Origin of the sequence: Corynebacterium freneyi (assembly GCF_030408835.1) — a bacterium.
In the GTDB taxonomy this organism is placed as follows: domain Bacteria; phylum Actinomycetota; class Actinomycetes; order Mycobacteriales; family Mycobacteriaceae; genus Corynebacterium; species Corynebacterium freneyi.
This window is the reverse complement of sequence record NZ_CP047357.1, coordinates 2,578,291-2,600,819: the sequence shown is the minus strand read 5'-3', so window position 1 is coordinate 2,600,819 and position 22,529 is coordinate 2,578,291. Positions and strand designations below refer to the sequence as shown.

Sequence of the window (22,529 nt, the reverse complement as noted above, 5' to 3'; positions counted from 1 at the left end):
CGCTACGCGCCCTCGACCGGCGTGCGGCTCAGGGCGTGCATGCGGTTCCAGCCGTTGATGCAGATCGCGGCCCAGGCCAGCAACGCGGCCTTGTCGTCGCCCAGCACCGCGCGGGCGGCGTCGTACTCTTCGACGTTGTCGTGCGCGGCGACCGGGTCGGTGGCGGTTTCGGCGATGGTCAGGGCGGCGCGCTCGACGTCGTCGTACACCGCGCCGGCCTCGCGCCACGCCGGGGTGACCGACAGCTTCAGGGTGCTCAGGCCGGCCTTGAGGCCTTCGCGGACGTGGACGTCCAGGCAGAACGCGCAGCCGTTGATCTGCGACGCGCGGACGTAGACCAATTCGATGAGGTCGCGGCCGACGCCGAGTTCCTCGGCCTTCTTCCAGATCGCCTGGGTCTGGGCTGCCTGGGCCTTCCAAGCCTCCTTGAAAACGTCGCCGAGGGGGAGTCGGTCCATGGTGGTGTCGCTCATCGCGTGGTCCTTTCGGGAGTGGGGGAGCGGGGAGTGGTGAGTGGGGCGGCGCGGGTTCCGGGTGCGCCGCCTTCGACTGCGTCAATCATACCCCCCGGGGCATTATTTCCCCGGGGGTGCGCCGCCCCCGGCCCGGATACCCCCGCCCGAAAACGGCGAAACCCGCCGCATTCGCGATGGAATGCGGCGGGTGATCCCGAGGCCGGTCCCTCAGGACGGCAAGCCCCGGGGAGACGCCTACTTGTGGCGCTCGATGGCCTCGTCGAGGATGCGCTGGGCCTCGGCCTTGTCGCCCCAACCGGAGCCGGAGACCTCCTTGCCCGGCTCGAGATCCTTGTAGTGCACGAAGAAGTGCTCGATCTCGTCGAGGGTGAACTGGGAGATGTCGCCGAGGTCCTGGAAGTGGTCGAAGCGCGGGTCGTCGAGGACGCAGAGCAGCTTGTCGTCGCCGCCGGCCTCGTCGGTCATCTTGAACACGCCGACCGGGCGGGCCTTGACGATGACGCCGGGGAACACCGGCTCCGGCAGCACGACCAGCGCGTCCAGCGGATCGCCGTCCTCGCCGAGGGTGTCCTCGATGTAGCCGTAGTCGGCCGGGTAGGCCATGGGGGTGAACAGGTAGCGGTCGAGGTAGACCTTGCCGGTCTCGTGGTCGACTTCGTACTTGTTGCGCTGGCCCTTCGGGATCTCGATGGTGACCTCGATGGTCATTGTGGACTGCTCCTCTGGTGTGGTGTCGTGCGATGCGCCGGCGCGGGCGCCTACAGTGGATCCATCTTAGTCGTTGCCGTTGCCCATACCTCCGGAGGAGCCCCGTGAGCCGTACCGTCGGGTGGATGTTGTCCATCGCCGCGTTCGCCGTCGTGGTGTGCGTGATCGTGGTGGCGGGCATGGCGGTCAATGCGAATCGGGTGACGGTGGCGGAGGCTCCGCAGGTCCCGGGCGTGCAGGCTCCGTTGCGGGCGGCGGGCGCGTCGCAGGAGCTTGACGACGGTTCGTCGGGGGAGCCGATCGCCGACGAGTCGGAGTTGGCGGCGCAGGTGGCGGCCGTGATGGACGCCGCCGCGAAGGACCCGGCGCTGGGGCGGTTGACGGCGGTCGTGTCGTCGGCGCGGACGGGCGACGTGCTGTGGGAGCAGGGGTCGGCGGAGCCGTCGCGGCCTGCGTCGTCGCTGAAGATCCTGACCGCCGCGGCGGCGCTGCTGGAGCTCGACCACGACAAGACCGTGGCCACCCGGGTGGTGCGTTACCCGGAGCAGAACGGGGTGGTGTTGGTCGGTGCGGGGGATCCGACGCTGAGCGTCGACGGCGCGGGTTTCTATCCGGGGGCCGCGTCGATCGCCGAGATCGCCGAGGAGGTCCGCGCCTCGCTGGGCGTCGCCGAGGGGCAGCCGGTGCCGCAGGATGCGGGCGCGTCCACCGTCTACGTCGATCGTTCGCTGTTCCGCGACACCTTCCATTCCACGTGGGAGCGCGACGGCATCGAGGACGGGTACATCGCGCCGGTTGAGCCGGTGATGGTCGACGGTGCCCGACTGTCGCTCGACCGCGAGGATGCGCGCCGCACCCCGGAGCCCGCCGCGGGCGCCGGTCAGGCCCTCGCGACCGCCATGGGGGTGGCGAACGTCGAGGTGCTGGCGCCGGAGGAGACCGCGCAGTCGAGGTTCGGCGGCGAACCCGAGGTGCTCGCCGAGGTCGAGTCCGCCCCGTTGTCCGAGCGGGTGCACCAGATGATGACCCGTTCCGACAACGTCCTGGCCGAATCGCTGGCCCGCGAGGTGGCCGTCTCGCGTGGCCTGACCCCCGATTTCGCCGGCGCGGCGAAGGCAGTCGCCGACGTCCTGGCCGAGCATGGGCTGGCGTTGGAAAACACCGGTTCCAGTGCCGCGAACCTCGCCGACTCCAGCGGCCTGAGCGTGGACAACCGCGTCACCCCCGCGCAGCTCGATCGGGTGCTGCTCGCCGCTACCGGCCGGCACCCGGGAATCGACGGGGTCGAAGGGACCGGAGCGGCCGAAGGTGATGGAGCGGACGATGCGGACGAGCTCACCGCGAAGCTGCGCCCGCTGCTCGACGCGCTGCCGGTCGGCGGCGTCTCCGGCACCCTCGCCGAGCGATACTCCGGCTCCGACGGCGCCGGCTGGGTTCGCGCCAAAACGGGCACGCTCGACGGCACCTCCGCGCTGGCCGGGTACACGGTGACGCAGGGCGGCGTCGTGCTGACGTTCGTCCTGCTCTCCAACGAGGCGTCGCTGCTGCCCGCCCGCGCCGCCGCCGACGCCGCGGCGACGGGCCTCCACGACATCGCCTGACCCCGTCACCTCCCGACCGCTCGCGTTTTCGCGCATCTGGCGCTCCACGTATCCGTCGAAAAGCAATCGTGAGTGAAACGAACTGGTCTACGGTGGGCCCAAACACCGACACCCAGGAGAGACGATGGACGACATCCAGCCGCTGCCCCAGCCCACCGCCCGGGACATCGCCGCCCGCGTGCGCGCCGGGCGGATGACCCCGGAGGAGGCCGTGCGCGAATCCCTCGATCGGATCGCCGCCGTCGACGGGGCGGTCAACGCCTTCACGGAGGTGTGGGCCGACCGGGCGATCTCCGAGGCCCGCGAACTGGCCGCCCGCCCGGACCTCGCCGACCTGGGCCTGGCCGGCGTGCCCTTCGCCCTGAAGGACAACACCGCCCGCGACAACGACGTGGTCCAGCGCCTGGTGCAGGCGGGCGCGATCCCGGTGGGCACCACCGCCAACCCGCAGTTCTGCACGTGGGGCACCACCGACGCGCCGGGCCGCATCACCCGCAACCCGGTCCGCCCGGGGCTCTCGCCCGGCGGGTCCTCGGGAGGTGCCGCGGCGGCGGTGGCGGCGGGCATGGTGCCCTTCGCCCAGGGCAACGACGGCATGGGATCGCTGCGCATCCCCGCGGCGGCGTGCAACCTGTCCACCATCAAGTCGACGCCCGGCATCGTCCCGGGTCGCAACGGACGCAACGACTGGTACGGCATGGCGGTGCAGGGCGTCATCGCGCAGGACAACGACGACCTGACGCTGCTCATGCGGGAGCTGACTCTCGGTCACGTCGACGCCGTCGGCGCCCCGTTGCCGGAGAACTTCGGCGCGATGCTGGACCTGTCGTCGCCGGTGGCCGGTTTCGGGGCGCGCGAGGAATGGAAGGAGGCGGCGCGCCAGGCGGCGAAGACCCTCGGCGACGCCGGTTTCCCCGTGCGCAAGGCCAAGGCGCCGTACCCGCTCAACCCGCTGCCGATGCTCGCCCGCTGGTCGGCCGGCGTGGCCGATTCGCTGGCCGACGAGGGCATGCCCGACCACCTGGAGTGGCGCAACCGCGTCCACGCGCGCATCGGCCGATCGCTGCGCTGGTCGATCTCCGACCGCCAGGTGGTGCGGGCCCGGTCGAAGATGGAGAAGTTCCTGCCGGGCGACAACGTCCTGATCACCCCGGCGCTGGCCACCGAGCCGCCGTCGACCGGCCCGTGGAACTCGCGCCCGTGGTCGGCGAACATGCTCGCCAACATGCGGTTCGCGCCCTTCGTGTCCGTGTGGAACCTGCTGGGCTTCCCGGCCGGCGTCGTCGTCGAGCCGGTGACGGGCGTGCCGGTGCAGGTGGTCGCCCGCATGACGCAGGAGCGCGTGCTGCTCACGGCGATGGACCGCATCGCGGCGGGTGGGGTCGTCGGCGGCGGCGCGTAGTCGGTCCGCGCGACGTGCCCGGTAGCCTGACCGCATGACCGCCGCCCCGTTCTGGCCCCGCCGCAGTCCCGCGTTTCTGCGGGTCCGGCGGGCCGTGCGGCCAGTGTTCGGCGGGCTCGTGCGTGACGACGGTCCGCGCTTCGGCGACACCCGGGTGCCCCGGGTGGTGGTGGGGTTGTCCGGAGGGGCGGATTCCCTGGCCCTGACGGCGGCGTGCGCTGCGGAGGCGCTGGGGGCGGGGATCGGCGCGGAGTCGGTGCACGCGGTCGTCGTCGATCACGGGCTGCAGGAAGGTTCGGCCGACGTCGCCCGCCGCGCGGCGGAGACGGCGCGGGGGTTCGGCGCAACCGCCGACGTCGTCCGCGTCGACGTGCCCGGCGGCACCGACGGGGCGGGGCAGGGGCCGGAGGCCGCCGCCCGCACCGCCCGCCACGCCGCGCTCCACGCCGTCGCCCACCGGGCGGACGCCCCGCTGCTGTTGGCCCACACCCTCGACGATCAGGCGGAGACGGTGCTGCTCGGCCTCGCCCGCGGCGCCGGCCCCTCCGCCCTGTCCGGCATGGCGCCCGACCGCACGTGGGACGACGGCGTCCGGGTGCTCCGCCCGTTGCTGGCCCTGCGCCGCGCCGACACCGAAGCCGCCTGCGACGAACTCGGCCTCGAGCCGTGGCACGACCCGCACAACGACGACCCCCGCCACGCTCGCGTCCGCGCCCGCCGCACCGCCCTGCCCATGTTGGAGGAGCTTCTCGGTCCGGGCGTGGCCGCCAACCTCGCGCGCACCGCAGACCTCGTCCGCGCCGATTCGGCCGTCCTCGACTCCCTCGCCGACGATGCGTTGGCGCAGGCGGGCCACGGCGGCCCCGACGGCACGGCGGTCGACCTGGACGTCGGCGTCGTCGTCACGCAACCCGACGCCGTGCGCACCCGCATCCTGAAAAAATGGGCCGAAGCCAACGGCGCATCGGCCCTGACCACCGCCCACGTCCGGGCGCTGGACCGGCTCGTCGGCGACCACCGAGGCCGCGGCGGCGTCGCCCTGCCCCCGGCGGAAACCCCCGATCAGCCGGGATGCAGGTTGGAGGTGCACCGAAAAGGTGGCACTCTGGCAGTGTCGCGGGGTTGCACCGGCCCCGCCCCAACCACGCAGGGATCCCCGCACGATCGGAGCAGGGATCCCGGGCAGCAACCGCCGGCGCGCCAGCGCGGAAAGGACGACCGCATGCATGACGTCAAGGACTTCAACGTTCCCGACAACCCGTACGGGGACGACGTCGAAGCCATCCTGATCTCCGAGACCGAACTGCGCGCGCGCATCGCCGAGATGGCCGCCCGCGTCAACGAAACCCACGCCGACGCCGAGGAGGACCTCATCCTCGTGGGCGTGCTCAAGGGCGCCGTGTTCTTCATGACGGACTTCGCCCGCGAGCTGAAATGCCCGACCCAGATGGAGTTCATGGCGGTGTCGTCCTACGGCAACTCCGCGTCGTCGTCCGGCGTCGTGCGCATCCTCAAGGACCTCGACCGCGACATTGAGGGTCGCGACGTCATCATCCTGGAGGACATCATCGACTCCGGCCTGACCCTGTCGTGGCTGGTGAAGAACTTGCGCAACCGCAACCCGCGGTCCCTGGAGGTCATCACCCTGCTGCGCAAGCCCGACGCCCTGCGGGCGAAGCTCGACATCGCCGACATCGGCTTCGACATTCCCAACGAGTTCGTCATCGGCTACGGCCTGGATTACGCCGAGCGCTACCGCGACCTCCCGTACGTCGGCACGCTGCATCCGCGCGTCTACCAGAGCTAGAACCAGAGCCAGAACACCGCTTCACGACGAACCCGCCGCGGCACCCCGCCGCGGCGGTCGCGTCGCACACGGCCCCCGAACCCGAGAAAGCCAAGGCCACGCCCCTCAATGGACAAGAACAAGGTCTTCCGGACCGCCGGCATCGTCGGCATCTTCCTCCTCCTCATCTTCGCGGTGACCACCCTCACCGATGACACGCGGTCGTTCCGCGAGGTCGACACGTCGATCGCCTTGCAGCAGATCGACGCAGGCAACGTCGCCGAAGCGCAGATCGACGACCGCGAGCAGCGGTTGCGCCTGACGCTGAAGGAGGGCATCGAGGTCGAGGAGACCGAGGACGTCAAGGAGGTCATGACCAACTACCCGGCGCGGGCCTCCGACCGGATCTTCGAGAAGGTCTCCGGCGCCGAGGGCATGGACAAGTACACGACGAAGGTCACCCAGGACTCGTTCCTGATGTCCACGCTCGGGTTCCTGCTGCCGATGCTGATCTTCTTCGTCCTGATCATGTGGCTGTTCAGCCGCATGCAGGGCGGCCGCGGCGGCATGTTCGGGTTCGGCAACTCCAAGGCGAAGCTGCTGAACAAGGAGGAGCCGACCAACACGTTCGACGACGTCGCCGGCGCCGACGAGGCGGTGCAGGAACTCGACGAGATCCGCGACTTCCTGCAGAACCCCGCCCGCTACGAGGCGCTGGGCGCGAAGATCCCGCGCGGCGTGCTGCTGTTCGGCCCGCCCGGCACCGGCAAGACCCTGCTGGCCCGTGCGGTGGCGGGCGAGGCGGGCGTGCCGTTTTACACGATCTCCGGCTCCGACTTCGTGGAGATGTTCGTCGGCGTCGGCGCGTCGCGCGTGCGCGACCTGTTCAACCAGGCCAAGGAAAACAGCCCCTGCATCATCTTCATCGACGAGATCGACGCGGTCGGCCGCCAGCGCGGCGCCGGCATGGGCGGCGGCCACGACGAGCGCGAGCAGACCCTCAACCAGCTGCTCGTCGAGATGGACGGGTTCTCGGACCGCTCCAGCGTCATCATCATGGCGGCGACGAACCGTCCGGACATCCTCGACCCGGCTCTGCTGCGTCCGGGCCGTTTCGACCGTCAGATTCCCGTCGGCGCCCCCGACCTGGCCGGCCGCAAGGCGATCCTCGAGGTCCACGCCCGCAACAAGCCGCTGGGCCCCGACGCCGATCTGGAGTCGCTGGCCAAGCGCACCGCGGGCATGTCGGGCGCCGATCTGCAGAACGTGCTCAACGAGGCGGCGCTGCTCACCGCCCGCGTCAACGGCGACATCATCACCGCCGATGCGCTGGAGGAGGCGGTCGACCGCGTCGTCGGCGGCCCGCGCCGCACGTCGAAGGTCATTTCCGAGCAGGAGAAGAAGGTCACGGCGTACCACGAGGGCGGCCACACCCTGGCCGCGTGGGCGTTGAAGGACATCGAGCGCGTGTACAAGGTGACCATCCTCGCCCGCGGCCGCACCGGCGGTCACGCGATGACGGTGCCCGAGGACGACAAGGGCATGTACAACCTGCCCGAGCTGTTCGCGCGCCTGGTGTTCGCGATGGGCGGCCGTGCCGCCGAGGAATTGGTCTTCGGCTTGCCGACGACGGGCGCGTCGGCCGACATCGAGCAGGCGACGAAGATCGCCCGGGCGATGGTGACCGAGTACGGCATGACCGCGTCGCTGGGCCCGGTGAAATACGGCGAGGAGGCTGGCGACCCGTTCGTCGGTCGCGGCGGCTCCGGGACCCTGGACTACTCGCCCGCGGTGGCGGCGAAGATCGACGAGGAGGTGCGGGGGCTCATCTCGAAGGCGCACGACGAGGCGTACGACATTCTCAGGGAAAACCGCGACACCCTCGACCTGCTCGCCGAGAAGCTGCTGGAGAAGGAGACCCTGCGCCGTCCGGACCTGGAGGCGATGTTCACCGACGTCCGCATCCGGGAGCGCCTGGATTTCCTGGACACCGATCAGCGTCACCCGCGCGACGGCCGCGAGCCGGTGAAGACTCCGGTCGAGTTGGCCATCGAGCGCGGCGAAGAGCCGCCGCGCCGCGAGAACATCTTCGCGCCGGTTCGCCCGCGCCGTCAGGACGGCCCGTCGGGTGCCGGTGAGGGTGCCGGAGACGGCGACGGTGCCGCCGGTCCGGGCAACCCCGCCGCACCGGGTGGCCCGAAGGGGCTGCCGGGTCAGACCGGCCGACCCTCCGTGCCGGTTTACGGCGGCACCCCGCCGCCGGCCGATTGGACCGTGCCCGGGTGGCCGCCGCCGGCCAACGGCCCGCGTGGTCCGCAGGCCCCCTACGGCCGTCCCGGTTCGTTCGGGCCGCAGGGACAGCCGGGCCAGCCCGGTCAACAGGGCCAGCCGGGACAGCCGGGCCAGCAGGGACCCTGGAGCCAGTCTGGCCAGCAGGGCTGGAACAAAACGCCCGGCGGGCATCCGGGAACGGCGAACTACCCGGCACCGTCCGGGTGGGAGAACCCGGGGCAGGCCGACGAGCCGCGCGGTTTCCGCCTGCCCGACCACGAGCAGCCGGAGCACCGGGAAACCCCGGACACGCGCGACGAGGCGCCGGAGGGCCGCCCGCTCGGCGCCGACTCCGAGCCGACGCGACGCATCCCCGAGCCCGGTTCCGGTGGCGGCCGGCACCGAGCCACGGACGGCTCCGAACCGACGCCGCCGCGCCCCGACGAGACCCCCGATGCGGGCACCAGCGGAATGGAGGACCCGCGATGAATTACGACCACCGCGACGATGAGGTCCACCCGGACATCGCCGCCGACCACGCCGACTCCGGCACGTTCGACCGGGCCCGCGCCGAAGCGGCCGTCCGCGAGCTGTTGCTGGCCGTCGGCGAGGATCCCGACCGCGAAGGTCTGCGGGAAACCCCGGCCCGCGTGGCCCGCGCCTACCGCGAGGTCTTCGCCGGGCTCCACGTCGACCCGTCCGAGGTCCTGGAGAAGACCTTCGACGAGGGCCACCAGGAGCTGGTCCTGGTCAAGGACATCCCGATCTACTCGACGTGCGAGCACCACCTGGTGCCGTTCTTCGGCAAGGCCCACATCGGCTACATCCCCGGCCCCGAGGGCCGCGTCACCGGCCTGTCCAAGCTCGCCCGCCTGGTGGACCTGTACGCCAAGCGCCCCCAGGTTCAGGAACGCCTGACCGGGCAGGTCGCCGACGCGCTCGTCGAAAAGCTGCAGCCGACGTCGGCGATCGTCGTCATCGAATGCGAGCACCTGTGCATGGCCATGCGGGGCATCCGCAAGCCCGGCGCCACGACCATAACCTCGGCCGTGCGCGGCGGGTTCAAGTCCGACGCCCGGTCCCGCGCCGAGGCGATGTCGTTGATCACGGGGCGCTGATCGCGATGGCGTCCACTCAGCCCGCACAGCCCACTCAGCTCGCACAGCCCGCTCGACCCGGCCACCCGACCCTGCCGGAGCGCGACCGCTGCCTGGTGATGGGCATCGTCAACGTCACCGAGGACAGCTTCTCCGACGGCGGGATGTGGAACGACCCGGCCGTCGCCGTCGCCCACGCCAACCGGCTGCTGGCCGACGGCGCCGACCTCATCGACGTCGGCGGCGAATCCACCCGCCCCGGTGCGGTGCGCGTCGCCGCCGAGGAGGAACTCGGCCGCGTCGTGCCCGTCGTCCGCGAGCTCGCCGCCGCCGGGATCCCGGTCAGCGTCGACACCATGCGCGCCTCCGTCGCCGATGCCGCCATCGAGGCCGGTGCGGCGCTCATCAACGACGTCTCCGGTGGTCTCGCCGACCCCCGGATCCTCGACGTCTGCGCCGCCGGCGAGGTGCCGGTGTGCCTGATGCACTGGCGCACCGACCGTTTCGGATCGGCGTCGGGGCGCGCGGAGCCGTCGGCCGGCGGCATCGTCCCCGAGGTCCGCGACCACCTGCGCCGCCTCGCCGATCGGGCGGTGGCGGCGGGCATCCCGACCGAGCGGATCATCGTCGACCCCGGCCTGGGCTTCGCCAAAAACGCCGACGACAACTGGGCGCTGCTGCACGCGCTGCCCGACCTCGTCGCCGACGGTCTGCCCGTGCTGGTCGGTGCGAGCCGCAAGCGGTTCACCGCCACCGTCGTCGATGGCCGGCCGCGTCCGCCGCGCGACGCCGACGACGCCACCGCGGCGATCTCCGCCTTGGCCGCGGCCGCCGGGGCGTGGGCCGTGCGCGTCCACGAGGCCGCCGCCAGCCGCGACGCCGTCCACGTCGCCGCCGCCTGGACCGCCGGTCGTGCGCCCGCGGGCGTCACCGCCGACGGCGATTACCCGGTCGGCGGCGGCAACAAGCCGATGGTGCAGGGGGAGGGGCGCTGAGATGGCCGACCGCATCGAACTGACCGGCCTGAAGGTCCGCGGAAACCACGGCGTCTTCGACCATGAGAAGCGCGATGGCCAGGACTTCATCTGCGACGTGACCCTGTGGCTCGATTTTTCCGCCGCCGCAGCCGGCGATGATCTGGCCGCCACCGTCGATTACGGCGCCGTCGCCCGGATCGCGCACGACGTCATCGCCGGGCCGCCGCGCGATCTCATCGAGACGGTGGCCGTCGAGATCGCGGAGAAGATCTTCGCCGCCGACGATGACGGGGCGCTCCTGCTGCACGCGGTCGAGGTGACCGTGCACAAACCGCAGGCGCCGATTCCGCTGGAGTTCGGCGACGTCGCGGTGACGGCGCGCCGGTCGAGGAAGACGCGTCGATGATTCGGGCGGTGCTGTCGATCGGCGCGAACCTGGGCGATGCCCGGGCGGCGCTGCGCTCGGTGGCCGACGCCTTCGCCGACGTCACCGTCGCCCGTTCCGCCGTGTATTCCACGCCCCCGTGGGGAGGCGTCGAGCAGGGCGACTTCCTCAACGCCGTCCTCATCGTCGAGACCGACCGCACGCCCCTGGAGCTCCTGCGTTTCGGCCAGTCGCTGGAAAATGCGGCGGGCCGCGTCCGGGAGGTGCGGTGGGGTCCGCGCACGTTGGACGTCGACGTGGTCCAGGTCGTCCCGCTTGACGACGCCCCGGCCTCCCCGGCGCCCGACCGGGAGGTCGTTGACGGCGAGATCGTCTCCGCCGACCCGGTTTTGACCCTGCCGCACCCCCATGCCAGGGATCGGGCCTTCGTTTTGGTCCCGTGGTTGGACGCCGATCCCGGAGCCAGGTTGGGCGGGGAGGCGGTGGCGGACCTCGTCGCAAAGCTCGATGCCGACGACGTCGCCGCCGTGCGCCGCGACCCGCGGGGGTGGGGGCCGTGAACCAGATGAAGCCGACGCCGCCGGCGTCGCTGCTGGTCGCCGCGCTGGTGTTCGCGCTGGCCGGATACCTGCTCTACGGGCGGTTCCACGGCGACATCGGCCCGCGCAGCTGGTGGGACCTGCTGTTTCCGTGGGTGCTCGCCGTGACGTGCGTCGCCGCCGCCCGCCGGATCCGCTTCGCGCTCGACGACGGCCGCGTCGGCCAGGACTCCAGCCAGATCCAGCCCCTGGTCATGGCGAGGTGGCTGATCGTCGGCACCGCGTCGGCGTGGCTCGGCGCCGTGCTCACGGGGTTGTACGCCGGTGCGCTCGTGTGGGCGATTCCCCGCTGGGCGGAGTTGGCCGCCGCCGCCGAAGACGGCCCCGTCCTGGTGGTGGGCACCGTGAGCGGCGTGGCCCTCGCGGCCGGCGGATTGTGGCTCGAACGATCGTGCCAGGTTCCCCCGGATGACGACCCGCCCGCCGCGTCGGGAGGGGAACCCGTTCCGCCGTCGGTAGGCTGGGGGACATGACTCAACCGGAGGATTTCGACGTGGACCGAAACGGGCAGCACTCGGACGTGGCCGACTCGGGGCGCGTCGAGGAGTGGGGCGACAACTCCGACGGGACCGCCTCCGCCGACCGCCCCGTCGCGGCCGGCGACGGTGACACCACCGACAAGGTGGCCACGGGGATGATGGTGGCGCTCATCGCGCTGGCCGTCATCGCCAGCGTCGTGATGCTGTTCACCGACTCCACCGGCTGGATGAAGATCGCCGTGCTGGCCGGCCTGTGGGCCGCGGTCATCGGCGCCCTGCTGGTCACCCGCTACCGCCGCCAGCTCGCCGCCGAACGCGAGCGCATCGCCGACCTGGAGGTCATGCACAGCCTGGAGCTCGACCGCGAGCTGGCCACGCACCGCGAGCAGGAGCTCATCCTCGAGCAGAACTACCTCGACTCCCTCGACGCGAAGTCGGACGACACCATCGCCCAGCTGCGCGCCGAGATCGTCGCGCTGCGCGAGCATCTCGCCGAACTGCTCGGCGCCGACCTCGACGAGGAACGCATCGCCCTGCGCGCCCGCGCCGAACGCCTCCGCGAGCTCGACGCGCCGTCGTCGTCGCCGTTGAAGGATCCCGAGTCGCACCAGCGCCCGAAGCCGCGCGCCACCGCCCACCGCGCCGAAGCCACCGCCAACGGTTCGGTCGGTTCCCACACCAACCACGGTCCGCATGGCCCGTCGGTGCCCGGCGTGCCCGAGGAGTGGGACGAAAAGGAGGCCTTCGAGTCCCGCGAAGAGGACGGCCGCGAGCCGGTCGACGTGCCCGTCGTGGACAACGGCGTGCCCGGCCACACCTTCGGCGGCGGCTTCAACACCGGTTCCTTCAAGGCCGTGCCGTGGCAGACCGAGTCGGAGGAGAAGGCCGAGACCAAGAGCCAGTTCCGCCCCGCCCCCGGTGCTCATGGCGCCCACGAAGCCCCGGAGACCCCGGACGCTCCCGACGCCGCCGAGTCCCGCCCGACGGCCGTGCTGCCGCGCGTCGAGGACGAGCAGGCCGATTCCGACGCCGCGACCGCCGACGCTCCGAAGATCACCGAGCCGGGCACCTACGCCGCCCATGCCGCGCGCGATGATCGCGCTGCCTGGGGCACGCACGCCGAGCAGGCAGAGCAGGCCGAACCGGCCCCGCAGCCCGAGTCGGCCCCGCAGGGCGAGCAGTCCGACGCTCCCGCCGACGCGGCCCCGTCCGGTCGCCGCGGCCGCCGTCGCGCCGAGGACCACGAAGGCGGCCTGACCGTCGCCGAGCTGCTCGCCCAGATGCGCGAGCGCCGGGAAGCCGGGGAGTAGACCACCAGTGCCGGGAGCCCCCCGACTCACCGTCGCCGTCATTTCCGCCGGGGCGGTCGGCACCGCCGTGGGCGAAGCGCTCGCCCGCGCCGGCCACGCCGTCACCGCCGCCGTCGCCCGATCGGACGCCTCCCGCGCCCGCGCTGCGCTGCGCCTGCCCCAGGCCCGCATCACCGACGTCGTCTCCGCCGCCCGCGACGCCGAACTCATCATCCTGGCCGTGCCCGACCCCGAACTGCCCGACGTCGTCGAGCAGATCGTGCCGCACGTCGGGGCCGGGCGCATCGTCGTCCACGTCGCCGGCTCCCGCGGCCGCGCCGTCCTCGACCCCATCGCCCTGACCGGTGCGCTGACCATCGCCGCCCACCCGGCCATGACCTTCGCCGGCGTGCCCGACGACACCGACCGGCTCACCGGCTGCCCGTGGGGCGTCACCGTCGGCGACGAACTGTCCCGCACCGTCGCCGAACTGCTCATCTCCGAAATCGGCGGCCGCGCCATCCCCATCCCGGAAAGCCGCCGCCCGCTGTACCACGCGGCCATGGCCCACGGCTCCAACCACCTCGGCGCCGTCGTCGCCGACGCCGTCGACCTCCTCGCCCGCGCCATCTCCGACGGCGGCGACCCGTCGGCCACGCACTCGCCCGGCGCCGCCCGCGACCAGGCGGCCGCCCTCCTCGGGCCGCTGCTGGAAGCCTCGCTGGACAACGCACTGAAGTGGGGCCCGCGGGCACTGACCGGGCCGGCGGCCCGCGACGACGCCGGCACCGTCGTAAAGCACCTCAACGTCATCGACGACGAACTGCCCCGCGCAACCCCCGCCTACCGCGCACTGGCCCGACGCATCGCCGAAATGAAGGGATCCACCCACCTCCTGCGCGAACTGGACGACCGGCCCACCGGGGCCGACTAGGATCGACTGCGGCCGGGGGACTACCGTCTATCGGGAGTTTCCCCCGGGACCCCTCGGGGGGACGCACCACGAACGTCAGACGGGCGTTCGCGCATTTTCGGAGGAAACGTGAGCGGCTACACCGCCGGAGACATCACCGTCCACGACACCATCGCGGGCATCTCGCAGGTCACGCGCGCCATGCGCAAAACCGGGCGACCCGTCGTGCTCGTGCCCACCATGGGCGCCCTGCACGAAGGCCACCTCGAACTCGTCCGCGCCGCACAATCGCTGCCGCGCGCAGTCGTCGTCGTGTCCATCTTCGTCAACCCCCTGCAATTCGGCGAAGGCGAAGACTTCGACGCCTACCCGCGCACCCTCGACGACGACGTGGCCAAGCTCAAGGCCATCGGCTGCGAACTCGTCTTCGCCCCCACCGCGCGCGAGATGTACCCCAACGGGTTCCGCACCACCGTCCAGCCCGGCCCGCTCGCCGACGAACTCGAAGGGGCCACCCGCCCCGGACACTTCGCCGGCGCGCTGACCGTGGTCAACAAACTGTTCAACATCACCAACTGCACCGACGCCGTCTTCGGCGAAAAGGACTACCAGCAGCTGGCGCTGATGCAGCAGATGGTCACCGACCTGAACATGCCGGTGCAGCTGCACGGCGTGCCCGTCATCCGCGAGACCGACGGCCTGGCCATGAGCTCCCGCAACCGCTACCTCTCCGAGGAGGAACGCGAGCTGGCCGTGACCCTGTCGGCGGCGCTGATCGCCGGCGCGCACGTGGGCGACCACGGTGCCGAGGCGGTGTTGTCGACCGCGCGGGCCGTGCTCGCCGAGCGTCCCGAGGTCGACGTCGATTACCTCGAGCTGCGCGGCGCCGGCCTGGGCCCCGCGCCCGAGGAAGGAGAGGCGCGGTTGCTCGTGGCGGCGAAGGTCGGGGCGACTCGACTGATCGACAACGTCGGCGTGGTGCTCGGCGACATGCGGGAGCGCGAGATCGCCCAGGCCGCGCTGTCGGCCGCCGGCCTCGACGACCAGCCGCTGACCGACGAGGAGATGGCCGAGCTGAAGAAGCTCAAGGCCCGCGTCGACGAGGTCCGCGCCGAGCGGGAGGCCCGCGAAGCCCGCGACGGTCTGCGCGACGCCGGATTCGCCGCGGGGGGAGCGGATTCTCGCGCCGACGGTGCCGAGGGTGGTACGGTGCGTCGTCCGGCTTCGGAGGGCGACGGCGCCGCGACCGCCCGCCCCGAATCCGAATCCGCCGATTCCAACCCCGCCGATTCCGACGTCACCGGATCCGGCACTGCGACCGAGGGAGGCCGCTGATGTTCCGCACGATGCTGAAGTCCAAGATCCACCGCGCCACCGTGACGCAGGCCGATCTGCATTACGTCGGTTCCTGCACGATCGACGCCGACCTGATGGAGGCGGCCGATCTGCTCGAGGGCGAGCAGGTCGACATCGTCGACATCGACAACGGCAATCGCCTGACCACGTACTGCATCACCGGTGAGCGCGGCTCGGGGATCATTTCGATCAACGGTGCCGCCGCGCGACTGATTTCGCCGGGTGACCTGGTGATCATCATCGGCTACGGCATGATGACCGACGAGGAGGCGCGGTCGCGGAAGCCGCACGTCATCTTCGTCGACGAGAACAACCGCATCGTCACCGAGGGCGATGATCCCGCTAACGTGCCGGTCGGTTCCGGCCTGTGGGATCCCCGCAAGCCCGACGAGTTTTCGGGGTAGTCGAGGGTCGATGACCGGCGGCCCGGGTGGTTCCGGGTGGTTGCGGTCGCCGGTGGTTTTTCCGTTTTTGCTTGACGACGCCCGCCGTCCCGCCGCCCCGCCGTGGACGGCGGGTTTCGTCGTTCCCGGCCGCCCGCCCGCCCGCCGCCGTATCCGCACACCACGGGGTCCAAACTGCGGGGTCGGCCGCGAGCTTTCCAAACCACGGGGTCCAAACTGCGGGGTCGGTCGTTTTTCGGCCCTAAACCACGGGGGCGGTGGTGACCCCGTGTTTTGGACCCCGTGGTTTGGGGGATTCGCGGGGGTTCGCGGGGATTCGCGGGGTTTTAGGGGACTGGCCGGGAAGGGTTGGGAGAAGGGGAGGCGTCGGGGTGGTGTCGGGGAAGGGCGATTCGGAAAAACGTAACGAAAATCGTTGCGCTCCTCGACGATGGCCGCTAGGGTAACGAATGTCGATAGGGTATCGATATTCGATACTCTCACCTCAAGGTCAGAGGAGGCCACAATGTCCGCCTGGAACGACGAATCCCGACGCCGACACCCTGATTCGCGACCCGGCCCGAGCCCCGATCCGCACTCCGGCGGCCGCCGTGGTCCGCGACCCGACCCGCGCCGCGACATGGATGGCGGCGACCGCGAACCTCGCGAGCGCCGCTACCCGAAGGCGAGGTCGCCGCGCGGCGATCGCCGGGACATCTACGCCACTGCCTTCGCGCTGGGCTTGGCGCTGCTTCTCCTGCTCGGCTACGCGCTGCGCCCGTTCACTCGCGGGGAAGGAGTGCCGGGCAAGGTCGGACGCGTCGCCGGCGATGCTGCGGTCGACAACGGTCGCGCCGTCGCCCGCGATCTCATCTCCGACGGCGCCGCCAACTTCCTGTGGACCGCCCACTGGCTGGCCGTCGCGGCGCTGTTGGTCGTGGTGCTCTGCGGGGCGGGGCTGACGCGGAATTTCCTGCGCGGCGACTTCTTCACGCTGGGTTCCTACAGGTGGGTGGCGGCGATGTCGTGGGCGCTGCTGTTCTACATGTTCGTGCCCGGTTTCGTGGGCATGCTCGGCGGCAACATGGTGCTGCGCGATCTGGGGCGGCCGTGGATGAGCATTCCGGCGCTCGACACGAACGACTTCATCGTCCTGTATGTGCTGGTGATGACGCTGTCGCTGGTCGGCGTCGCCATTCGCCGCGCCAGCGTCCTCGAGCGCGACACGGAGGGTCTGGTCTGATGGTCCCGCCCGAATCTCCCGCCCCCGACGGGCATCGCGTCCGCTGTCACCTCGACCGTCTGCTCGAGGAGCGGGGGCTGACGCTGCGGGCGTTGTCCGACATGGTCGGCATCAGCACCGTGAACCTGTCGGTGATGAAGAACGACCGTGCCAAGGCCGTCCGGTTTTCCACGTTGACGTTGCTTTGCGACGCCTTGTCGTGTTCCCCGGGCGACCTGTTCACCGTCGAGCCGTCGTAAAGCACGAACCGCAGGCGAATCCGGCCGGGACTCCGGCTAGCGGGCGAGTTCCTCGAAGAACCAGCCCATGATCAGCGCGCCCGGGTCGATGACTCCCTTGGCGGCCTCGCCGACGTAGCTGGCGCGGCCCTTGCCCGCCACCTGATCGGCCGTGGCCTCCGCGCCCTCGACCGCCGCCGACGCGGCCTCCGCCGCGGTCGCACCGTCCTCCAGAGCCAACACGGCCGGTTCGATGGCGTCGACGACGGTGCCGTCGCCGACCTTCGCGCCACCCAACTCCACGATCGCATCGAGGCCTGCGCGAACGACGGCCGCGACATCGACGTCGGCGAACGACTCGGCGTCGCCAGCCTTGGCGCCCATCTTCTCGAAGAACAACCCGAACACCGCCCCGGACGTGCCGCCGGCCCGCACCAGGTACGACTCGCCCACCGCGTGGAGCACCTCGCTGACGGTGCCTCGCAACGGCAGGTCGAAGGCGCCGAGCGCCTCGCGCATGTTCACCCCGAAATCACCGTCGCCGGCCTTCCGGTCCAACGCCGTCAACTCGTCGAAGGCGTCCAGCACCCGCTCGATCCACGCCGACAACTCCGGCTGCCGCGGGCCCGAATCGGCGGCGGGCAACTCCTCGAGCGCGGCCTCGGAAATCTCGGGCACGCCCGCATACGGCACCGGCGCATCCCATGCCGGTGCGTCCGTCGGGGCATCGAGCAGGTCGAGGAGATCATCGTCGACGCCGAGCACCGTCAGCGAGAACCCCGCCATGTCCCAGGCGGTGATGTAGTCGCCGCACATCGTCCGCTCGACGACCGCGCCCCGCTCCTCCAACTCGCCGCAGGCCAGGGCGAGGATCGCCGAGAGCTCCAGGCCGGCGATGCCGCCAAGCCCATTGACCAGGACCAGCACGCGATCGGGGGAGCCCGCGGCCTCGTGGATCTCGGCGATCATCTCGGCCACCGCGTCGGCGACGTCGATCCGCTTGCGCCGGTCGACGCCCCGTTCCCCGTGGATGCCGACGCCGAACTCGGCTTCATCGTCCTCCAGGGAAAACGACTCCTCCGAACCGGGCGTGCGGGCACCGCCCAACGACATCGCGATCGACCGGGCGCGCCGGGCGACGTTGCGGCCGACATCGGCGACGACCTCGACGTCCGCGCCCCGTGCCGCGGCGGCCCCGCAGGCCTTCTGCACCAGGATCGTCGCCCCCGTCCCGCGACGGCCGGGGCCGCCGGAGCCGCCGGAGCCGTCGTCGGAGTCGGCTCCGCCTCCGTTGCCGTTGTCTCCGTCACTTTCGCCGTCGTCGTCGAGATCGGTCGCCACGTCGTCGCCGACGAGCACGGTCTCCACCCGAATGCCCTCTTCCGCGGCGAGCGCGGCGGCGACGCCGAAGTTCATGACGTCGCCCGTGTAGTTCTTCACCACGTGGACGACGCCCGAGCCATCGTCGACGGCGCGGGTGGCCTCGAGGATCTGCCGCGCATTCGGCGACGTGAAGATGTGCCCCGGACACACGGCGTGCAACATGCCCTTGCCAAGGAAACCGGCGTGGAGCGGTTCGTGCCCGGAGCCGCCGCCCGAAATGACGGCGACGCCGCCATCGCGGTCGGTCAGTTCGAGAAATCCCCGGTCGCGCCAGGCGATGTCGGAGCGACCGGCGACCATTCCGGCCAGGCCCAGTCGGTACGGAGTCGTTGCGTCGTCGAAGAATGCACCCATGCCACGACGGTACTGGTGAATCGCCGGTCAATCGAGGGTTCGGCGGAAGGGCCGACGGTGGCAGTTCCCGTCGATGCGAATCATCACCGAGCGTTAACTTCGGCGTCACCTTCGACTCACCGCAGCGCCACCCGCCGCCCCTAACGTACCCGGTGCCCGGGTCCTGCCGTACCTCCTTTGGCGGCGGGGCCCACCCCATGAATCCAGCCGAGAAATGAATGAGGTGCGCAGTGGCGCTGACCCGCAAGAACCTGCTGAAGAATCCGTTCGCGTCGTCCCGTAGTTCCCTGACCTGCACGTACAAGTGCGGCAACGCCTGCCGTGACGACGCCCCCAACGAGTTCTCGACCAACGAGTACTTCGCGGACGTCGCCAAGCGCGCCTACAGCCGCCGCCAGGCCCTCAAGGCCGGCGGTGCCGCGACCGTCGCCTTCGGCGGCGCGTCCCTGCTGGCCGCCTGCACCTCCGACGATGGCAACGGCGGTGCGACCGGCAACGGCGGCGGCAATGGCGACAACGGCAACGGCGGCGGCGAGTCTCTCGAGGGCATGCGCTTCCCGGTCGTCGAGCCCAACGAGAAGGACGAGGTCGTCGTCCCCGAGGGCTACGAGCAGAACGTGCTCATCGCCTGGGGCGACGCAGTCGAGGACGGCGCCCCCGAGTGGGACTTCGACAAGCAGACCGCCGAGGCCCAGAAGAAGCAGTTCGGCTTCAACAACGACTTCGCCGGCGTCCTCGAGGCCGCCGACGGCACCCTCGTCTACGTCTGCTCGCACGAGTACACCACCGAGCCGATGATGTTCCGCGACTGGGACGTCGAGAAGACCACCGAGGAGCAGGTCAACATCGGCATCGCCGCCCACGGCCACACCGTGCTGGCAGTCGAGGAGGACGACAAGGGCTTCCTCAAGCCGATCAAGGGCCACGAGCTCAACCGCCGCATCACCGGCTTCACCGAGTTCACCGTCACCGGCCCCGCCGCCGGTCATGATCTGCTCAAGACCAAGGAGGACCCGACCGGCAAGAAGGTCATCGGCACCTTCAACAACTGCTCCGGCGGCATCACCCCGTGGGGCACGATGCTCTCCGGCGAGGAGAACGTCGACCAGTACTTCGGTGGCGTCGACAAGGTCGATGACGAGGACCTGCTGGACAAGTACTCCCGTTACTCCCTGAAGAACGAGTTGTCCGACCGTGGCTGGGAGAAGTACCACGATCGTTTCGACGTCTCCAAGGAGCCGAACGAGCCGCACCGCTTCTACTGGATCGTCGAGATCGACCCGTCCGACCCGAAGTCCACCCCGGTCAAGCACACCGCTCTGGGCCGCTTCAAGCACGAGGCCGGCCAGATCCACGTCACCGACGACGGCACCGTGGTCTGCTACATGGGCGACGATGAGCGCTTCGAGTACATCTACAAGTTCGTCTCCTCGCGCAAGGTCAAGGAGGGCGACCTCGAGCACAACATGGGCATCCTCAACGAGGGCACCCTGTACGTGGCCAAGTTCCACGGCAACTCCCCGGAGGACGAGATCGACGGCTCCGGCGAGCTGCCCGAGGACGGCGAGTTCGACGGCGAGATCGAGTGGATCCCGCTGATGACCGCAAAGGCCGACGGCTCCGGCGAGTCCCACGTCGACGGCATGGACGCCGCCGAGGTCTGCATCTACACCCGCCTGGCCGGCGACAAGGTCGGTGCCACCCGCATGGACCGCCCGGAGGACGTCGAGGCGTCGCCGGTGACCGGCAAGGTCTACGCCGCGCTGACGAACAACAAGTACCGCGGCATGGCCGAGGGCGGCCACGAGGGCGTCCAGGACAACAAGATCGACCAGGAGACCGACGGCGCCGGCCGTCCCTACGAGGGCCCGACCGAGGTCGCCCCGGTCACCGAGAACAAGAACGGTCTCGTCCTGGAGATGGAGGACGACCACGCCGGCACCACCGGCAAGTGGAACCTGCTGCTCGTCTGCGGTGACCCGGAGGAGGCGTACTCCTACTTCGGCGGCTTCGACAAGGAGTCGGTCTCGCCGATCTCCTGCCCGGACAACCTGGCGTTCGACGAGTACGGCAACCTGTGGATCTCCACCGACGGCAACGCCCTGGACTCCAACGACGGCCTGTACGCCGTCGCCGTCGAGGGCGAGCGTCGCGGCGAGGTCAAGTGCTTCCTCACCGTGCCGGTCGGCGCCGAGACCTGCGGCCCGATCGTCGAGGGCAACCGCGTCATGGTCAACGTCCAGCACCCGGGCGAGGACGACGACGCCACCCCGGACAACCCGATCTCGCACTGGCCCGAGGGCGGCGACGCCCAGCCGCGTCCGGCCGTCGTGCAGGTGGTCAAGTCCGACGGCGGCAAGATCGGCGTCTAAACGGCGTCCGATGCGCGCCATCCCGGCGTGACGCTGCGTGAACCCGGCGTGACGCCACGATGATCGCGCGTCGATGAGCTCCCGTTCATGGCCCCACCTTCTCTAAGGTGGGGCCATGATCGTCGTTGGCGGAGAAATGTTGGTCGACCTGGTGCCCGTGGCGGGAACGGGGCCGGGTGGCGACGGAAGAAACAGCGGCGCCGCCGGGGCTGGGGAGGCGGCCGGTGCGACGGGCACCGCGCCGGCGGGCCCCGATCTGCGCCCGCACCTGGGTGGCGGTCCGTTCAACGTCGCCATCGCGGCGGGCCGCCAGGGGGCGGACGTCGCCTTCCTGTCGAGGGTGTCCACCGACGCCTACGGCCGCGCCGGGCTGGAGCGACTGAAAGGGGCGGGCGTCGACGTCGCCCATGTGCAGCGCGGCGGCGAACCGACGACGCTGGCGGTGACGCAGATCGACGCGGATGGGTCGGCGACCTACGACTTCCACTGGGCGGGCTCGGCCGACCGGCTGGTCGCCGACCCCGGGCCGATCGACGCCGACGTGGTGTGCCTGGGCACGTGTTCGCTGGTTTTCGAGCCGGGTGCGTCGGTCTACGAGACCATCCTGTTCCGTGAGGCAGACCGCGGCCGCGTCGTCGCGCTCGACCCGAACGTCCGCCCGGCCATCATCTCCGACCCCGCCCGGTACCGGGAGCGGTTCCGGTCGTGGTTGCCGCACGTCACGGTGCTCAAACTCTCCGACGCGGATTTGGCGTGGCTTTACGACGACCCGGGCCTCGACGTCCACCGTGCCTGCTCGGAGATCGCCGTGGAGTTCGGCGGCGCGGTGGTGCTGACGGAGGGCCCGGATGGCGCGACGGCGTTCACCCCCGGCGGGGCGGCGACGATGGCGGCGCCGACGGTGGAGGTCGCCGACACGATCGGGGCGGGCGACACCGTGATGGGCACGATCGTCGCCGAGATCGATGCCCGACTGCACGACGTCGACCGCACCGCCGACCGCACCTCCCACGACGCCCCCTCTGATGCGTCGCCGGCCGACGTCGTCCGCGCATGGGGCCCGGAACAGTGGGCCCCGATCCTCGACCGTGCGGTCCGGGCGGCGGCGATCACCGTGTCCCGTCCGGGCGCGACCCCCCCCGACGGCGGCCGAATTGGGTTGACCGCCGCACCCCGGGGCGACGGGTGCAGCGCGCCCGGATGGGCCGTCGTAAAGCGGTGGGCTACCCTGTGAAAC

Annotated in this window: 19 protein-coding genes and 2 pseudogenes; 18 read left to right on the top strand and 3 right to left on the bottom strand. The window is 71.0% G+C overall.

Annotated elements, in window-relative coordinates; all coding sequences use genetic code 11:
* Nucleotides 1–2: 2 nt before the first annotated feature.
* The gene (locus CFREN_RS11655; RefSeq protein ID WP_070521535.1) at nt 3–473 is read right to left on the bottom strand and encodes a carboxymuconolactone decarboxylase family protein; all 471 of its coding nucleotides are present in this window, start codon (nt 471–473) and stop codon (nt 3–5) included.
* Nucleotides 474–710: 237 nt separating this feature from the next.
* Entirely contained in the window at nt 711–1,184 is a 474-nt protein-coding gene (locus tag CFREN_RS11650) for an inorganic diphosphatase (protein WP_070521532.1), read from the bottom strand.
* 104 nt (nt 1,185–1,288) lie between these two features.
* Here CFREN_RS11650 and CFREN_RS11645 point away from each other — a divergent pair, with 104 nt between their 5' ends.
* From CFREN_RS11645 to CFREN_RS11570, 16 genes and pseudogenes are all read left to right on the top strand, one after another.
* Complete coding sequence (locus tag CFREN_RS11645; protein ID WP_209651850.1) at nt 1,289–2,785, top strand: D-alanyl-D-alanine carboxypeptidase/D-alanyl-D-alanine-endopeptidase; 1,497 nt, start codon at nt 1,289–1,291, stop codon at nt 2,783–2,785.
* A gap of 124 nt (nt 2,786–2,909) precedes the next feature.
* Nucleotides 2,910–4,187 carry an amidase family protein gene (locus CFREN_RS11640; RefSeq protein WP_209651852.1) on the top strand — a complete coding sequence of 426 codons (1,278 nt, stop codon included), beginning with the start codon at nt 2,910–2,912 and terminating at the stop codon, nt 4,185–4,187.
* A 34-nt stretch (nt 4,188–4,221) separates the two neighbouring features.
* Nucleotides 4,222–5,262 (top strand): annotated as a pseudogene (gene tilS / locus CFREN_RS11635) (tRNA lysidine(34) synthetase TilS); the annotation flags it as partial.
* Between the two features lie 147 nt (nt 5,263–5,409).
* Nucleotides 5,410–5,994, top strand: a complete 585-nt coding sequence (gene hpt, locus CFREN_RS11630) for a hypoxanthine phosphoribosyltransferase (RefSeq protein WP_070523321.1) — start codon at nt 5,410–5,412, stop codon at nt 5,992–5,994.
* A 108-nt stretch (nt 5,995–6,102) separates the two neighbouring features.
* A complete protein-coding gene (gene ftsH / locus CFREN_RS11625; RefSeq protein WP_083291658.1) occupies nt 6,103–8,733 on the top strand; it encodes an ATP-dependent zinc metalloprotease FtsH in 2,631 nt (876 codons plus the stop codon).
* Nucleotides 8,730–9,362, top strand: coding sequence for a GTP cyclohydrolase I FolE (gene folE / locus CFREN_RS11620; protein ID WP_083291660.1), 633 nt, complete (start codon nt 8,730–8,732; stop codon nt 9,360–9,362). The genes ftsH and folE overlap by 4 nt, the downstream gene beginning before the upstream one ends.
* A 5-nt stretch (nt 9,363–9,367) precedes the next feature.
* Complete coding sequence (gene folP / locus CFREN_RS11615) at nt 9,368–10,336, top strand: dihydropteroate synthase (protein WP_483400419.1); 969 nt, start codon at nt 9,368–9,370, stop codon at nt 10,334–10,336.
* Nucleotide 10,337: 1 nt separating this feature from the next.
* The gene (gene folB / locus CFREN_RS11610; protein ID WP_209651856.1) at nt 10,338–10,724 is read left to right on the top strand and encodes a dihydroneopterin aldolase; all 387 of its coding nucleotides are present in this window, start codon (nt 10,338–10,340) and stop codon (nt 10,722–10,724) included.
* Nucleotides 10,721–11,263 (top strand): 2-amino-4-hydroxy-6-hydroxymethyldihydropteridine diphosphokinase, encoded by a 543-nt coding sequence (gene folK / locus CFREN_RS11605; RefSeq protein ID WP_209651858.1) that lies wholly within the window; start codon nt 10,721–10,723, stop codon nt 11,261–11,263. The genes folB and folK overlap by 4 nt, the downstream gene beginning before the upstream one ends.
* Before the next feature lie 5 nt (nt 11,264–11,268).
* Nucleotides 11,269–11,775 (top strand): DUF3180 domain-containing protein, encoded by a 507-nt coding sequence (locus tag CFREN_RS11600; protein WP_209654495.1) that lies wholly within the window; start codon nt 11,269–11,271, stop codon nt 11,773–11,775.
* Nucleotides 11,772–13,091 (top strand): DUF6779 domain-containing protein, encoded by a 1,320-nt coding sequence (locus CFREN_RS11595; RefSeq protein WP_209651860.1) that lies wholly within the window; start codon nt 11,772–11,774, stop codon nt 13,089–13,091. Before CFREN_RS11600 ends, CFREN_RS11595 begins: the two co-directional genes overlap by 4 nt.
* A 7-nt stretch (nt 13,092–13,098) precedes the next feature.
* Nucleotides 13,099–14,004 (top strand): Rossmann-like and DUF2520 domain-containing protein, encoded by a 906-nt coding sequence (locus CFREN_RS11590; RefSeq protein ID WP_209651862.1) that lies wholly within the window; start codon nt 13,099–13,101, stop codon nt 14,002–14,004.
* 108 nt (nt 14,005–14,112) lie between these two features.
* A pseudogene (panC, locus tag CFREN_RS11585) lies at nt 14,113–14,970 on the top strand (pantoate--beta-alanine ligase); the annotation flags it as partial.
* 347 nt (nt 14,971–15,317) lie between these two features.
* The gene (gene panD / locus CFREN_RS11580) at nt 15,318–15,743 is read left to right on the top strand and encodes an aspartate 1-decarboxylase (RefSeq protein ID WP_035124213.1); all 426 of its coding nucleotides are present in this window, start codon (nt 15,318–15,320) and stop codon (nt 15,741–15,743) included.
* A gap of 505 nt (nt 15,744–16,248) precedes the next feature.
* Nucleotides 16,249–16,965, top strand: coding sequence for a hypothetical protein (locus tag CFREN_RS11575; protein WP_209651864.1), 717 nt, complete (start codon nt 16,249–16,251; stop codon nt 16,963–16,965).
* Nucleotides 16,965–17,204: a helix-turn-helix domain-containing protein gene (locus tag CFREN_RS11570; protein WP_052054514.1), complete on the top strand. Its 240-nt coding sequence runs from the start codon at nt 16,965–16,967 to the stop codon at nt 17,202–17,204. Before CFREN_RS11575 ends, CFREN_RS11570 begins: the two co-directional genes overlap by 1 nt.
* 36 nt (nt 17,205–17,240) lie before the next feature.
* On the opposite strand, the gene CFREN_RS11565 is transcribed toward CFREN_RS11570, so the two are convergent.
* Nucleotides 17,241–18,920 carry a dihydroxyacetone kinase subunit DhaK gene (locus tag CFREN_RS11565; protein WP_209651867.1) on the bottom strand — a complete coding sequence of 560 codons (1,680 nt, stop codon included), beginning with the start codon at nt 18,918–18,920 and terminating at the stop codon, nt 17,241–17,243.
* A 230-nt stretch (nt 18,921–19,150) separates the two neighbouring features.
* Here CFREN_RS11565 and CFREN_RS11560 point away from each other — a divergent pair, with 230 nt between their 5' ends.
* The gene (locus CFREN_RS11560) at nt 19,151–21,292 is read left to right on the top strand and encodes a PhoX family protein (protein WP_070520567.1); all 2,142 of its coding nucleotides are present in this window, start codon (nt 19,151–19,153) and stop codon (nt 21,290–21,292) included.
* Nucleotides 21,293–21,407: 115 nt separating this feature from the next.
* Nucleotides 21,408–22,526, top strand: a complete 1,119-nt coding sequence (locus tag CFREN_RS11555; RefSeq protein ID WP_209651869.1) for a carbohydrate kinase family protein — start codon at nt 21,408–21,410, stop codon at nt 22,524–22,526.
* Nucleotides 22,527–22,529 lie beyond the last annotated feature (3 nt).